We start from the raw sequence: 14,091 nt of genomic DNA, 5'->3' as shown, positions 1-14,091 counted from the left end.
AAATCGTTACAGCCCGGCCTGCAGCAGCCACTCGTGGAAGATGCGTACAGGGCGCGATTCCAACGCCTTGGGCTTGCAGACGAACCAGTAGCGGTAGGGGCTTTCGACGTCGATGTCGAAGAGCCGCGCCAGGCGGTTGTCGTGGCTGCGACGGAAGTGGTCGTCGTGCATGATCGCGATGCCAAGACCCTGCGCGGCGGCTTCCAGCACCAGCTGGCCGGAGTCGAAGCGGTCGACCGAGGCCGGCTCCAGCTTTTCGAGGCCGATCGCGTTCTTCCAGGCGTCCAGGCTCTGCGGCAGGTCCTGGTGGATCAGGAAGGTCTGCTTGGAGAGGATCGCCTCGTCGGGGACGGTGCCGATCTCCCGCGCCATCTCCTGCGAGGTGATGGCGTACACCTTGTTGTGGTCGAGCTGGATGCGGTAGTAGGCCGGGTCCGGCTCGGGGGAGAGGATGATCGCCGCGTCCAGCGTGTCGCCCACGCGGTCTTCCAGATGGGCGCCGGTGTCGATGTCGATGTGCAGGCGGGGATGCAGCTTGCGCAGTTCCGGCAGGCGCGGGAACAGGCGCTGGCCGCCGAACAGCGAAGGCACGCCGAGGTGCAGGCGCAGCACTTGGCCGCGGTCGATCTGCGATTCCACCGCCTCGGCCAGTTCTTCCAGCTTGGGGCCGACGACGTTGTAGAAGGCCTGGCCTTCGTCGGTCAGCTTCATCGACTGGTGCTGGCGGGTGAACAGGCGCTTGCCGGTGAAATCTTCCAGAGCGGCGACGCGGCGCGACAGCGCGGAAGGCGAAAGGGCCAGTTCATTGGCTGCGGCCTTGGCCGAACCGAGGCGGACGACGCGAACGAAGGCTTCAAGCGCGCGCAGGGGGGGGAGTCGGCGTACTGGCAATGTCTCGTCTTTTCACTCGGGGTCCGGCGCCGCCGGAAGGCGGGCGCCCTGGGTTAATCGGTCTCTTCGGCCATTTCCGTGACCGGCGGATGCAGCCGGAGCCGCGTGACGCGGCGCTCGTCGCCATCGGTGACTTCGATGCGCCAGCCGCTGTCGTGGTCGAGAACGGTGCCGACGGCAGGAACCTGTCCGGCCAGGACGAAGGCGAGGCCGCCCAGCGTATCCACCGCTTCCTCGACTTGTGCGAGGCGGGGATCGATCCTTTCCGCCACATCCTCTAGTTCGACGCGGGCGTCGGCGTCCCACATACCGTTCTCTTGCGAAATTAGCAACTCTTCGGGGGCGTCGTCGTGCTCGTCCTCGATGTTACCCACGATTTCCTCGACGAGGTCTTCGATGGTGATGAGGCCGTCGGTTCCGCTATATTCGTCGATCACCACGGCAAGGTGGGTGCGCTGGGCGCGCATGTCGGCCAGCACGTCGAGCGCGCCGCGGGCCTGGGGCACGTAGAGCGGTTGGCGCAGCAGGCTCGACCAGTCCTCGGGCGGCTGCTGTCCGCGCGCGAGGATGGGGAACACGTCCTTGATGTGGATCATGCCCTTGATGGCGTCGAGCGAGTCTCCGTAGACCGGCATGCGGCTGTGGCCGTGCTCGGCGAAGGCTTCCACCACTTCGGCCCATGTGGCCGAGGCGGGGATCGCCACGATCTCGCTGCGGGGCACGGCGATGTCGTCCGCATCGTGCTCGCTGAAGTGGAGCAGGTTGCGCAGCATCTGCCGCTCGATCGAGGAAAGGTCGCCGCGGGCGAGGGCCTCGTCCTCGGTATCGCCTTCATGTTCGTTGATGACGCCTTCGATCTGCGCGCGAAGCGACTGATCGCCGTCGTTCTGGAAAAGCCTCCGAAATACACGCCAGAGCGTGCCGGTACTGTCCCCGTCTCCCGAGCCGGACTCGGTGTGGCGGCCATTGTCGGCCATCGTCTTGTAATACCCCTACAGGTTAAGTTCTGTCGCCATATGGGTCGGCAATGCCGATGAGGGCAAGAGCCTTTGTTTCAAGGGCCTCCATTGCCTCGGCATCCGCGTCCGAAATCTCGTGGTCCAGCCCGGCGAGATGAAGCAGGCCGTGGACGATCAGGTGGCTGGCGTGGTGCTCCACCGAAACGCCCTTTTCCTCCGCCTCGCGGGCGCAGGTCTCGAAGGCGAGGGCGAGATCGCCCAGCATTTCCGGGGGCCCGTCCGGCGCGAGATCGAGCAGGTCGGCGCGTTCGAGCATGGGGAAGGACAGCACGTTGGTCGGCTTGTCCTTGGCCCGCCATTCGCGGTTGAGGACGTGGACTTCCTCGTCCGAAGTAAACAGCAGGCTGGCGAGCAGGCGCGGGTTGTCGAGTTCCGGGGCCACCTGCACCAGCGCTTCGAGCGCGGCTTCGGCAAGGTCGGCCCAGTCGGTTGCGGCGGGCCAGGGGGCTTCGATATCGATTTCGAGATCCATGGGGGGGCTTTACTTTGTGTCGTTTGCCAGGTCGAGCGTGAACGCATGTCTGGCCTTGGTGGTGATCGTAAGCTGTTGCCGACGGAAGATTTTCGTCCCAGAAGCGGCGATGTGGGCGATTGCGATAAGGCGCGCGCGATGAGGGGGAACGATAATGGCGCTATTTCTTGCTCTGGCAGCCGCTGCCGGTTCCGACGGGGTCGATGAAAACCTGATGCGGATGGTGTCGTTATATGACGAAGTCTGCCTTCATGCGTTTCCCGAAGATGATGCCGTCGTTGCACTCCTGAAAGAACGCGGTGCGCAGGAGATGTCCGCGCAAGAAGTCAAGGTCACGATGAACGACGATCCGGCGCGAGGCTGGCGCTTGCCCGGTGAGTCCACCACGGTCTGGCTGGAGTTTCCGCCGTTCCATGCCTGTTCGGTTCGGTGGAATGCGCCGCGCATGCCGGACATACGGCCCTACATCACGGTTCGCGATGCCTATGCCAAAGCCAATGCGCGCGAGGGTTCGATCACTGAGAAGGCCTTCGATCAGGACGTCAACCAGGTGCACATCAAGGCTTCGATGACGGCATTCGGCCGGAAGACGGACCAAGCCGACGAAAGCGTCGAAAGTCTGTTGTTCATCGAGCAGAGCATCAACAACGAAGGGCGGCGCGCCATCGGCGAGACCGGATATGTGCTCCGCTTCGTCCATCAAGCCTATGATCGGACGACGACCACGAGCGAATGACGCATCCGTGGCCGTCGGCTTTGCTTACTGCTCGTACTGGCTGAGCGGCCCCTCGTAAGCCTCGACGATGCGGCCGACGATCGGGTGGCGCACCACGTCCTGTACGGTGAACCGCGTCACGTCGATGCCTTCCACGCCCTCCAGCCGGCTCACCGCGTCGGCGAGGCCGCTCATGCGGTCGCCGCCGGGGATGTCGACCTGCCGGGGGTCGCCGCAGACGACCATGCGGCTGTTCTGGCCGAAGCGGGTGAGGAACATCTTCATCTGCTCGCGCGTGGTGTTCTGCGCTTCGTCGAGGATGACGAACGCATCGGCCAGCGTGCGGCCGCGCATGAAGGCGATCGGCGCGATCTCGATCTCGCCGGAAGCAAGGCGGCGTTCCACCTGTTCGGGCGGCATGCAGTCGTAGAGCGCGTCATACAAAGGCCGCAGGTAGGGATCGACCTTGTCCTTCATGTCGCCGGGCAGGAAGCCCAGCTTCTCGCCCGCTTCCACGGCGGGGCGCGAGAGGATCAAGCGCTGGACCGAGCCGGTCATCAGCTGCGAAACCGCCTGGGCCACCGCAAGGTAGGTCTTGCCGGTGCCTGCCGGGCCGAGCGCGAAGATCACGTCCGAGCGGGCGAGCGCGCGCATGTACTCGATCTGCATGGCCGAGCGCGGCACGATCGTCTTGCGGCGGGTGCGGATCATGATCGGCGGGGCGCCGGTATCGCCGGAGATGATCCCCTCCAGCGTCGGTTCGGCGGACATGACGATCAGCGCCTCGACCGCGCCGGAATCGAGCGCCTGGCCCTGCTCCAGCCGGTGGTACATGCTTTTGAGCGTGTCGCGGGCGCGGGCGACGGCGTCTTCCGGGCCTTCGATCTGGATCTTGTTGCCGCGCGCGGCAATGTAGACGCCGAGGCGATTTTCGACCTGTACGAGATTGGCATCGAACTGGCCGAACAAGGCCCCCAGCAAAGTCTGTTCGTCGAACTCGACTTCGACACGCGCCCGGCGATGTGCTTCGGGCCTGAACTGCGCCGTTTCACCGGCACGTGCTGCTTTGCGGGCCATGTGCTCCTTTCAGATGAGGATGCTTCGTTCTGTCTTGAAGATGGCTCCGCGCGTCGCTTACCGCAAGGCGTCTCTATCGGAAAATTGCGCAGCTCATGGGGGATAACCGCCCGTTTCGGCGCGCTCTCCGGCGATTTGTCGCAGGGCTAAGACAAACCTGAAATTTTCCTGCAAACAACATTTTAAGTTCGTTCATCTTGCGTGGTGCAAACCTGAACTCACAGACCGGCCAGAACCCTTCAGGGCTCTTCGGTCCGATCGGTTCAAGGAGAAGCACAATGCGCAAGTTCATCATGGCCGCCCTGGCAGCGAGCGTTCTCATTCCCGCCGCGGCGGTGCCCACCATGGCCTCTGCCCAGAGCGGCCGCGAGGTCCGCGAAAGCGCCCGCGACGTCCGCCACGACGAGCGCAATCTGCGTCAGGCGCAGCGTTACGGCGATCGCCGCGACGTTCGCGAAGCCCGCCGCGACCTGAACAGTTCGCGCCGCGAACTGCGCGAGGACTGGCGCGACTATCGCCAGAGCCACCGCAATGATTTCCGCCGCCCCGCCTATCAGGGCCCGCGCGGCTACCAGTATCGCCCGGTCGCCATCGGCCACCGCTTCCAGCCGAACTACTACGGCAGCCGCTACTGGGTGAACGACTATGGTCGCTATCGCCTGCCCGCACCGCGCGCCGGCCACCGCTGGGTCCGCTACGGCAACGACGTGGTCATGGTGAACATGCGCAACGGCCAGGTGGTTGCCGTCAACAACGGCTTCTTCTGGTAAGCGCTTAAAAAAGCCCCCTTCCAAGCCGCCGAGTCCCTGGCGGGTCGCGAGGAGCCTCCGGTGCATACCGGAGGCTCCTTTCGTAGGATCGGCGTCCTTCGGGTCGTGTCGCCGATGCGATGAAGCGCTCTTGCGGGCGGGGCGGGCAAGCGGCTAGCCTTGCGCGATGAGAAGGACAACTTCCGCCAGGACGGCTCTCGCTTTCGCCCCGCTGCTCGCGCTCGGTCTGTCGCTGGCCGCCTGCAAGAAGGACGCCGCGCCGTCCGAACCTACCGCCTCGGCCAGCGCCGAGCCGGTCGAGGATGTGACCGAAGCCGCGCCGATGACGGCGGAGGACTGGATTCGTGCCCATCACAAGGACGCGGTCTCCAGCGATCTCGGCAAGCTGCAATATGCCACGGCGGAGACCGACCTCGACGGCGACGGTACGCCCGAAGTGCTGGTCTATCTCGGCGGGCCAATGTTCTGCGGCACCGGGGGCTGCAATCTCGCGGTGCTCAAGCGTCAGGACGGCGATCTGATTCAGGTGAGCGAGACCAGCGTGGTGCAGCTTCCGGTCGGCGTGCTGGACAGCAAGTCCCACGGTTGGCGCGATCTGGCCGTCAGCGTTTCGGGCGGCGGCATGGCGGAAGGCGTCTCGCGCCTGCGCTTCACCGGCCGGCGCTACCCCGGCAATGCCAGCGCGGAAGTGAGCGCAGACGCAGCGCCGATCAGCAAACCGTTGATCGCCGAGGATGCCCTCAAGCCGCTCGATTGAACTGTAGTCGGGGTTATTCCTGACCCTTGTGTATTACTCTTCGTCATCCTGAACTTGTTTCAGGATCCATCGTGCCGATTAAGCCACCGTCGATGGTCAGAAATGGATCCTGAAACAAGTTCAGGATGACGGCAGTGTAAGGGGCAAAGGGCAGCGCGAAAATCGCCGCCTAAGCGGTCAACCAGCGCCGGAACGCGGCATTGACCGCTTCTGGCTGCTCCATCGGCGCCATGTGTCCGGCATCCGCGATCACCTCGTAGACAGCGCCGGGCAGCGCCCGCACCATTTCCTCGGCCAGACGCGGCGGGGTGAGGGCGTCCGCCTCGCCGACCATGACCATCGCCGGAACCGTCACCGTGCCCAGCGTCTCCAGCGAATCGGCGCGGTCGATGATGGCTGCCTGCTGGTCCATGTAGGTGCCGAAGCCGACGCGCAGGGCCATCTGGACGACCTCTTCGAACAGCGCTTCCGGGCAGTCCGGCGCGACGAGCTGGCGCAGCGATCCGCGCAGAACGTGCTCGAACCCGCGCGAACGGGCCGTGGCGATGGCGGCGCGGCGCAGTGCCGCCTGCTCCTCGGTATCGGCGCGGGCATTGGTATCGACGAGCGCAAGGCGCATGACCCGTTCCGGGGCGCGGCGCCAGATCTCCATCGCGACGTAGCCGCCCATCGAGAACCCGGCGATGGCGAACCGTTCCGGCGCGGCGTCCAGCACGCGGCCGGCCATCAGCGGAATCGAATCGTCGTGCAGCGTATCGCCGACGGTCACGTCCGCGATATCCGCCAGTCCCGCGATCTGCGCCTGCCAGACGTGGCGGTCGCACGAAAGGCCCGGAACCAGGACCAGTGCCTGCCTTTCGGTCACGCGGCCAGGGTCTCCAGCAGTCTGGCGGACACGGCGTTGTAGCCGCTGTCGACCAGTTCCACCTTCACCAGATCGCCCACGGCCACGTCGCCTTCGAAATAGACCGACTGCAACCACGGCGACTTGCCGAGCCACTGTCCGGGCAGCTTGCCCTTGCGTTCGACCAGGACCTCGCAGGTCTTGCCGACCGAGGCCGCGTTGAAGGCGGTCTGGTCGCGGCCGAGCGCGGCCTGGAGGCGCATGATGCGCTCGGTCATGACTTCGGCGGGCACTTGCTGCGTCATCGTTGCGGCAGGGGTGCCTGCGCGGGGACTGTACTTGAAGCTGAAGCACTGCGCGTAGCCGACCGCATCGACCAGCGCGAGCGTCTCCTCGAACTCGGCATCGGTCTCGCCTGGGAAGCCGACGATGAAGTCGCCCGAAAGCGCGATATCGGGCCGCGCCGTGCGGACCTTTTCCAGCACCTTCAGATAGCTCTCGGCCGTGTGGCTTCGGTTCATCGCCCTGAGCACGCGGTCGCTGCCCGCCTGTACCGGCAGGTGGAGGAACGGCATCAGCTTCGCCACTTCGCCATGCGCGGCGATCAGGCCTTCGGTGAAGTCGTTGGGGTGGCTGGTGGTGTAGCGGATGCGGGCGAGATCGGGAATATCGGCGAGTTCACGGATCAGTCCGTCGAGGCCGACCTTACGCCCCTTCGCATCCTCGCCCGTCCATGCGTTGACGTTCTGCCCGAGCAGGGTGATCTCGCGCGCCCCGGCATCGACCAGCCGCAGGGCCTCGTCGATCAGGTCGGCATGGGGCCGCGAAACCTCGGCGCCGCGCGTATAAGGGACGACGCAATAAGTGCAGAACTTGTCGCAGCCTTCCTGCACGGTGAGGAACGCGGTCGGACCCGAGCGCCTGCGACGGGGCAGGGCGCCGAACTTGGTTTCGGCGGGCATGTCGGTATCGGTGACGCGCTTGCCCTCGGCGGCGACGCGGATCATCTCCGGCAGGCGGTGATAGGCCTGCGGGCCGACCACCATCTTCACGGCGGGCGAGCGTTTCATGATTTCGTCGCCCTCGGCCTGGGCGACGCAGCCCGCCACCGCGATCAGCGGCGAGGAACCGTCCGTGCGGCGCAGGCGGCCGATGTCGGAATAGACCTTTTCCGCCGCCTTTTCCCGGATATGGCAGGTGTTGAGCACGACCAGGTCGGCCTCTTCGCCTTCCGGCGCGGCAGTGATGCCCTGCTCGGCCAGCAGTTCGCCCATGCGCTCGCCGTCATAGACGTTCATCTGGCAGCCGAAGCTCTTGACCCGGTAGGTCCTGGGAATCTGGGTGGTAGGCATGGGCGCTCGCCTAGCGGAATTGCAGCCGATTTTGAAGCGGAGGTTGGTTTATCCGCGATTCCCGGCTAATCGCGCGCGTCATGAGCGATAACCAGACCCTTTACGCCGCCTTCGCAGGCCACCTCAACGCCGCGCTCGATGCGCTCGAAGCAGCCGGCACGCTGCCCGGCGGTCTGAAGCGAAGCGCGATCACGGTCGAGCCGCCGCGCGATGCCTCGCACGGCGACCTCTCGACCAATGCGGCGATGGTTCTCTCCAAGCCCGCAGGCATGAAGCCGCGTGATCTGGCCGAGGCGCTGGTGGCGGAACTGTCGAAGCTCGACGCTGTGACTTCGGCCGAGATCGCCGGGCCGGGCTTCATCAACTTGCGCCTCTCGGCTGCGACCTGGATCGCCGAACTGCGCGCGATCGGCGCGCTGGGATCGAACTATGGCCGCTCCGAGATGGGCGGCGGTACGACCGTCAATATCGAATATGTCTCGGCCAACCCGACCGGCCCGATGCACATGGGCCACTGCCGCGGTGCCGTGGTCGGCGATGCGCTGGCCACGCTGCTCGAATATGCGGGCCACAAGGTCATCAAGGAATACTATGTCAACGATGCCGGTGCGCAGGTGCAGGTGCTCGCCCGCTCGGCGCACGTCCGCTACCGCGAGGCCCTGGGCGAGGCGGTCGGTTCGATCCCCGAGGGCCTCTATCCCGGCGACTACCTGATTCCCGTCGGCCAGCAGCTCGCGGCCGAATTCGGCACCAAATATGTCGCTGCCCCCGAATCGGAATGGCTGACGCTGTTCCGTGAGAAGGCCGTTGCCGCCATGCTGGTGATGATCAAGCAGGACCTCGGCCTGCTCGGCATCCACCACGACCTCTTCTCCTCGGAAGCCGAGCTTCAGGCCTCCGGCAAGCCGGACGAGGCCGAGGCATGGCTGCGTTCGAAGGGCCTCGTCTATGACGGCGTGCTTGAAGCGCCCAAGGGCAAGACGCTTGAGGACTGGGAAGCGGTGGAACTGCCGCTGTTCAAGTCGACTGCGTTCGGCGACGATCAGGATCGCCCGATCAAGAAGTCGGACGGCACCTGGACCTATTTCGGCGCGGATCTGGCCTACCACTTCCAGAAGGCCCAGAGCGCCGATGCGCTGGTGGACATCTGGGGTGCGGACCACGCGGGCACCGTCAAGCGCATCAAGGCTGCGGTTGCCGCGATGACGGGTGCGGATGGCGAACCCACCCCGTTCGAAATCAAGCTGGTGCAGATGGTCCAGCTGCTGCGCGACGGCGAGCCGGTGAAGATGTCCAAGCGTTCGGGCAACTTCGTCACCCTGGCCGAAGTCGTCACCGAAGTGGGCAAGGACGTGGTGCGCTTCACCATGCTGACCCGCAAGCCGGAAGCGCAGATGGACTTCGACTTCGCCAAGGTGGTCGAAGCCTCGAAGGACAACCCGGTGTTCTACGTGCAGTACGCCAATGCCCGCGTTCACTCGACTTTGCGCAAGGGCCTCGCCGAGGGTGGCTTCACCCCCTCGGCCGAGCACCTCGAACTGCTGGGCGAAGAGGAACTGGAACTGGTCAAGCTGGCCGCGCAGTTCCCCCGCATCGTCGAAGCCGCTGCCGCCGCGCGCGAGCCGCACCGCATCGCCTTCTTCCTCGGCGATGTCGCCGCGGCCTTCCACGGCTACTGGAACCTCGGCAACGACCGCGTCGAAAAGCGCTTCGTTAACGTTGCCGACGCTAACCTGACCGGCGCACGGCTTTTCCTGGCCGCGCAGATCGGGCAGCTTGTCCGCAATGGTCTCGCGCTGCTCGGCGTCGAGGCAGTGGAGGAAATGTAAGTCATGGCGAATTGGGGCCAGAATCAGGAAGGCGGGGACCGGGACGGCGAAAGCCGCAGAGGGTCCTTCCATGACGACCTGAACGCGGGGCGCTCCGGCTCCGGCTTCGAGGGTTCGGAGCAGGCTCCGAAAAAACTCGAACTCGGTGACGAGGACGTGCGCCTGCCCTGGCTCGAAGGCGAGGACGAGGCGTTCGAGGACCAGCAAGGCGGCGGCTCCGGCCAGACCCTGCTGCTCGTCGCGCTGGCGGTTGCCGCGATTCTCGTGATCGTCGGCGGCATCTGGTGGGCGACCCGCCAGAAGACCGAGCAGCCGCTGGTCGCCAGCGGTGGCGTGATCGAGGCCCCCAAGGAACCCTACAAGACCCGGCCGGAAAATCCGGGCGGAGACGTGGTGGCGGGCACCGGCGACACCAGCTACGCGGTCGCCGAAGGCCAGTCCCGCATGCCGCAGATCGGGCAGGGCGAAGCGCCGGGACCGGGCTTCGACAGTCAGCCGGCCGCTCAACCGTCTCCCAAGCCCGCCCCGTCGGCCAGTGCTTCGGCCAAGCCGGAGCCGGTCGTAACCGGCGTGGGCGTGCAAGTCGGCGCCTATACCTCGAAGCCCACCGCCGAGGCGGGCTGGAATGCGCTGAAGGTGCAGTACCCCGGACTGTCCGGCGTCAGCCATCGTATCGTCGAGGGACAGGCGGATATCGGCAAGGTCTACCGCCTCCAGGCCGTGCCGGGCGATCTCGCGGCGGCGCGCGCGCTGTGCGGCGGGATGAAGTCGGCTGGGTTGAGCTGTCAGGTTAAGCAGTAAGGAAGGGATAAGCAGGGGAGCATAGCCCCCCTGCACCCCCATTACCGTCTAGGTCACGCGGACCGACCACGTCGCGCGCCCATGGCCGCGTCGGGAGACTTATTGGCTGCGCCGCAAGGAGCGCACGACGATTAGGCAGCGCGCGACGGCGACATTCCGAGGGTCTGGGGGATCATCCCCCAGGACTTCTCCCTTTCCTGTCCACACTTCCAGAACCTCGAATTCTTGCGAAAACCGCAGAATTCTGCGACCAACCGCGCTTATGACACCCGCCATTTTCGGCCTTTCCGGGCTGACCCTCAGCGCCGACGAGCGCGCGTTCTTCCGCGATGCCGATCCGGCCGGCTACATCCTGTTCGGCCGCAATGTGCAGGACCGCGAGCAGCTCCGTGCACTGACCGACGACCTGCGGGCCATCCATGGGCGCGAGCGGCTCTACATCACCATCGACCAGGAAGGCGGCCGCGTCACGCGGATGAAGCCGCCGGTGTGGTGCGCCTATCCGCCGGGCGAGGCGTTCGACAGGCTCTACGATCTCGCTCCCGCCAGCGCCATCGAGGCGGCGCGGGACAATGCCGAGGCGCTCGGGCGGGACCTTGCCGAAGTGGGCGTGACCGCCGATGCCCACCCGCCGCTCGACATACGCCACCCCGGCGCGCACGACATCGTGGGGGACCGTTCGTTCGGCGGTGACCCGATGCGCGTTGCCGCGCTGGGGCGGGCGACGCTTCAGGGGCTGGCGCGCGCCGGGATCGTCGGCTGTGTGAAGCACATTCCGGGGCACGGCCGCGCGATGGCGGACAGTCACAAGGAACTCCCCACCGTCGAGGCGAGCGAGGAGGAGCTGGAACGCGATATCGAGCCGTTCCGCACGCTGAACAACGCGCATTTCGGGATGACCGCCCACGTGCGCTACACGGCATGGGATGCGGAGAACCCGGCGACGCTTTCGCCTTTCGTGATCCGCGAGATCATCCGCGGGCGCATCGGCTTCACGGGGCTGCTGATGAGTGACGACCTCGACATGCAGGCCCTCACCGGCAGCGTTCCCGAACTGGCGGAACAAGCGATCGCGGCGGGCTGCGACATTGCGCTCAATTGCTGGGCGAAGATGGACGACATGATCGGCATCGCGAACCGCGTTCCGGCGATGAGCGCGCAGGCTCTGGAAAAGCTGGACCTTGCGCTGGCCTCGGTCGCGGGGGCGCAATCCACCGGAACCCACGCAGAGCTGCTCGCCCGTCGCGACGCGTTGCTGGCACTGGCGGCCTAAGCGTGGGCGCGCCTTCCGAACTTCCCCTCGATCTGCCTACCGGGTTGGCCGATGCCGCCGCCGGTTGGGAGGGCGAGGAGCGGGCCGAAGCCCGCAAGGAAGCGCTCTATCTGGAAATCGAGGGCTGGGAAGGTCCGCTCGACCTGCTGCTCGACCTCGCGCGGCGGCAGAAGGTGGACTTGCGCCGCATCTCCATCCTCGAACTGGTCGCAGCCTATCTCGACTATATCGACCGGGCCGAGGCGCTGCGGCTGGAACTGGCGGCGGACTATCTGGTGATGGCGGCCTGGCTCGCCTATCTGAAGTCGGCGCTGTTGCTGCCCAAGGACGAACAGGCCGATCCCAGTCCCGAAGAACTGGCGCTGCGACTGCAATTGCGGCTCCAACGCCTCGGGGCAATGCGCGAGGCGGCGGCGCGGCTGATGGGACGCAACCGGCTGGGCCGCGACGTTTTCGTGCGCGGTGCGCCGGAAGGGCTGCGGGTGGAGCGCAAGTCGGCGTGGCAGTGCTCTTGGTACGATCTCGTGCGCGCCTATGGCGACGTGAAAGTGCGCAGCCAGCCGGTGGTCCACATGGTCCGCGAGCGCATGGTGATGACGCTCGACAGCGCCATCGCCCGCGTGTCCTCCATGCTCGGCGTCTCGCTCGACTGGATGGATCTTCGCGATTTCCTCCCTCCCGCGAGCGAAAGCTGGGCCAATCCGCAATTGCGACGCTCGGCGCTGGCTTCCAGCTTCGTCGCCGCTCTCGAACTCGCGCGCACCGGCAAGGCCGAGATCGCGCAGGAGCAGACGTTCGGTCCGCTCCGCCTGAAGGCCTGTAAGTAAGATGGCTGGCAAGTAAGATGACAGAACCGATGGACGACCTTGTCCGCGCCGTGGAGGCGACGCTGTTCGCCGCCGAGCAGCCGCTGACGGTCGAGCAGATATCCAATCACCTCGGCCAGGCCGACGTGCGCCCGGCGCTCGCCCGGCTGCGCGCGGACTACGAAGGACGGGGCGTGCTGCTGGTGGAGCGCGGCAAGCGCTGGCACTTCGAGACCGCGCCGGACCTCGCGCATCTCCTGCGCCGCGAGAAGGAGGACGTGCGCCGCCTCTCGCGCGCAGCGACCGAGGTCCTGGCGATCGTCGCCTATCACGAGCCGGTCAGCCGCGCCGAGATCGAGGCGATTCGCGGGGTCCAGACTGCCAAGGGCACGCTCGACGTGCTGATGGAAGCGGGCTGGGTGCGCGTCGCCGGGCGCCGCGAAGTGCCGGGCCGTCCGGTGATCTACGCGACGACGCCCGATTTCCTGGCGCATTTCGGGCTTGGCTCGCTGCGGGAGCTGCCGGGGCTGGAGGAGTTGCGGGCGGCGGGCCTGCTCGATCCTGTGGATGACGAGATGATCCAGACCGGCCTGCGTCCTGGAAAAGTGCCTGGAGAAGATGAAGAAGTTGAGGATGACGACAAGGAAGGCCTTGGCGATCCGGACCTCTTCCCGGAAGATGACCGCTAAGCGACCGCAGTTGGTCATATCAATGACGGACTGGCAAGTTCGCGGTAAAATGCCTAGATGGGCTTTATGCGGTCGGAATCGGCCGCACGGTTTTTGGAGTTGAGGTTATGGGTAGCTTCTCGATCTGGCACTGGATGATCGTCCTGGTGATCGTGCTCGTGCTGTTCGGACGCGGCCGCGTGTCGGAAATCATGGGTGACTTCGGCAAGGGCATCAAGAGCTTCAAGCAGGGCATGAACGAGGAAGAGAACAAGACCTCCTCGACCACCGCCCCGCAGATCACCGCCCAGCAGGGCGATGCTCCTGTGAGTCCGGCGAAGGCCGAGAACAAGACCGAGCAGTCTTAAGAACGCGTCGGACCGGCGCTCGCAATGTTCGACGTAGGTGCTTCAGAACTGCTTCTGATCGTCATCGTGGCGGTCGTCGTCATCGGCCCGAAGGATATGCCTTTGGCGATGCGGACGGCCGGGCGATGGATCGGCAAGATGCGCAAGATCTCCGGCCATTTCCGCTCCGGCATCGACGCCATGGTGCGCGAGGCCGAACTGGAGGAAATGGAACGCAAGTGGCGTGAGCAGAACGAGGCCATCATGAAGGCCAATCCCGTTCTGCCCGACATGAACCAGATGCAGGCGCCGACGGGTTCGGAAACGCCTTCGCTCCCCGAACCGGCTGACGATGCACCGGTTGCCGAGGGCGCAGCGGGGGAGGCCCAGCTTCCGTCCAAGCCCAAGCCCTCGGAGCAGGCCGAAATGCATCTTCCGCCGCCGCCGCCCTGATCTTTCAGACCAAGTTC

At 65.7% G+C, this 14,091-nt stretch carries 16 protein-coding genes; 10 read left to right on the top strand and 6 right to left on the bottom strand.

Going from position 1 to position 14,091, the window contains the following annotated elements:
* Window positions 1-6: 6 nt before the first annotated feature.
* Genes V7066_RS10075 through ybeY form a run of 3 tightly spaced genes read right to left on the bottom strand, consistent with a single transcriptional unit; the run spans window position 7 to window position 2,382 of the window.
* Window positions 7-891 carry a LysR substrate-binding domain-containing protein gene (locus tag V7066_RS10075; RefSeq protein WP_147216605.1) on the bottom strand — a complete coding sequence of 295 codons (885 nt, stop codon included), beginning with the start codon at window positions 889-891 and terminating at the stop codon, window positions 7-9.
* A 53-nt stretch (window positions 892-944) separates the two neighbouring features.
* Window positions 945-1,868 (bottom strand): hemolysin family protein, encoded by a 924-nt coding sequence (locus V7066_RS10070; RefSeq protein WP_334182913.1) that lies wholly within the window; start codon window positions 1,866-1,868, stop codon window positions 945-947.
* A 22-nt stretch (window positions 1,869-1,890) separates the two neighbouring features.
* Window positions 1,891-2,382, bottom strand: coding sequence for an rRNA maturation RNase YbeY (gene ybeY, locus V7066_RS10065; RefSeq protein ID WP_334182912.1), 492 nt, complete (start codon window positions 2,380-2,382; stop codon window positions 1,891-1,893).
* A gap of 214 nt (window positions 2,383-2,596) precedes the next feature.
* Here ybeY and V7066_RS10060 point away from each other — a divergent pair, with 214 nt between their 5' ends.
* On the top strand, window positions 2,597-3,118 hold the full coding sequence (locus V7066_RS10060; protein WP_334182911.1) for an NMCC_0638 family (lipo)protein: 522 nt from the start codon (window positions 2,597-2,599) through the stop codon (window positions 3,116-3,118).
* A 24-nt stretch (window positions 3,119-3,142) separates the two neighbouring features.
* Here V7066_RS10060 and V7066_RS10055 read toward each other — a convergent pair whose 3' ends face one another.
* Entirely contained in the window at window positions 3,143-4,174 is a 1,032-nt protein-coding gene (locus V7066_RS10055) for a PhoH family protein (protein WP_334182910.1), read from the bottom strand.
* A gap of 278 nt (window positions 4,175-4,452) precedes the next feature.
* Here V7066_RS10055 and V7066_RS10050 point away from each other — a divergent pair, with 278 nt between their 5' ends.
* The gene (locus tag V7066_RS10050; protein ID WP_334182909.1) at window positions 4,453-4,944 is read left to right on the top strand and encodes an RcnB family protein; all 492 of its coding nucleotides are present in this window, start codon (window positions 4,453-4,455) and stop codon (window positions 4,942-4,944) included.
* A 166-nt stretch (window positions 4,945-5,110) separates the two neighbouring features.
* The gene (locus V7066_RS10045; protein ID WP_334182908.1) at window positions 5,111-5,701 is read left to right on the top strand and encodes a hypothetical protein; all 591 of its coding nucleotides are present in this window, start codon (window positions 5,111-5,113) and stop codon (window positions 5,699-5,701) included.
* A gap of 169 nt (window positions 5,702-5,870) precedes the next feature.
* Here V7066_RS10045 and V7066_RS10040 read toward each other — a convergent pair whose 3' ends face one another.
* Both V7066_RS10040 and miaB read right to left on the bottom strand, forming a co-directional pair.
* Window positions 5,871-6,566 carry an alpha/beta fold hydrolase gene (locus V7066_RS10040; protein ID WP_334182907.1) on the bottom strand — a complete coding sequence of 232 codons (696 nt, stop codon included), beginning with the start codon at window positions 6,564-6,566 and terminating at the stop codon, window positions 5,871-5,873.
* Window positions 6,563-7,897: a tRNA (N6-isopentenyl adenosine(37)-C2)-methylthiotransferase MiaB gene (gene miaB, locus V7066_RS10035; protein WP_334182906.1), complete on the bottom strand. Its 1,335-nt coding sequence runs from the start codon at window positions 7,895-7,897 to the stop codon at window positions 6,563-6,565. Before miaB ends, V7066_RS10040 begins: the two co-directional genes overlap by 4 nt.
* A gap of 80 nt (window positions 7,898-7,977) precedes the next feature.
* Here miaB and argS point away from each other — a divergent pair, with 80 nt between their 5' ends.
* The 7 genes from argS to tatB all read left to right on the top strand — a co-directional run bounded on the left by argS (window position 7,978) and on the right by tatB (window position 14,074).
* Window positions 7,978-9,726 (top strand): arginine--tRNA ligase, encoded by a 1,749-nt coding sequence (gene argS / locus V7066_RS10030; protein ID WP_334182905.1) that lies wholly within the window; start codon window positions 7,978-7,980, stop codon window positions 9,724-9,726.
* Window positions 9,727-9,729: 3 nt separating this feature from the next.
* A complete protein-coding gene (locus tag V7066_RS10025) occupies window positions 9,730-10,527 on the top strand; it encodes an SPOR domain-containing protein (RefSeq protein WP_334182904.1) in 798 nt (265 codons plus the stop codon).
* 262 nt (window positions 10,528-10,789) lie between these two features.
* On the top strand, window positions 10,790-11,800 hold the full coding sequence (nagZ, locus tag V7066_RS10020) for a beta-N-acetylhexosaminidase (RefSeq protein WP_334182903.1): 1,011 nt from the start codon (window positions 10,790-10,792) through the stop codon (window positions 11,798-11,800).
* 44 nt (window positions 11,801-11,844) lie between these two features.
* The gene (locus V7066_RS10015; RefSeq protein ID WP_334183015.1) at window positions 11,845-12,627 is read left to right on the top strand and encodes a segregation and condensation protein A; all 783 of its coding nucleotides are present in this window, start codon (window positions 11,845-11,847) and stop codon (window positions 12,625-12,627) included.
* Between the two features lie 17 nt (window positions 12,628-12,644).
* Window positions 12,645-13,295, top strand: coding sequence for an SMC-Scp complex subunit ScpB (gene scpB, locus V7066_RS10010; RefSeq protein WP_334182902.1), 651 nt, complete (start codon window positions 12,645-12,647; stop codon window positions 13,293-13,295).
* A gap of 107 nt (window positions 13,296-13,402) precedes the next feature.
* Window positions 13,403-13,642, top strand: a complete 240-nt coding sequence (locus tag V7066_RS10005; RefSeq protein WP_334182901.1) for a twin-arginine translocase TatA/TatE family subunit — start codon at window positions 13,403-13,405, stop codon at window positions 13,640-13,642.
* Between the two features lie 24 nt (window positions 13,643-13,666).
* Window positions 13,667-14,074 (top strand): Sec-independent protein translocase protein TatB, encoded by a 408-nt coding sequence (tatB, locus tag V7066_RS10000; RefSeq protein ID WP_334182900.1) that lies wholly within the window; start codon window positions 13,667-13,669, stop codon window positions 14,072-14,074.
* The last annotated feature ends 17 nt before the right edge of the window (window positions 14,075-14,091 follow it).

The organism is Novosphingobium sp. (genome assembly GCF_036820275.1).
Taxonomy (GTDB): domain Bacteria; phylum Pseudomonadota; class Alphaproteobacteria; order Sphingomonadales; family Sphingomonadaceae; genus Novosphingobium.
The sequence above is the reverse complement of the archived record's forward strand: the minus strand, read 5'-3'. Positions and strand labels throughout refer to the sequence as shown.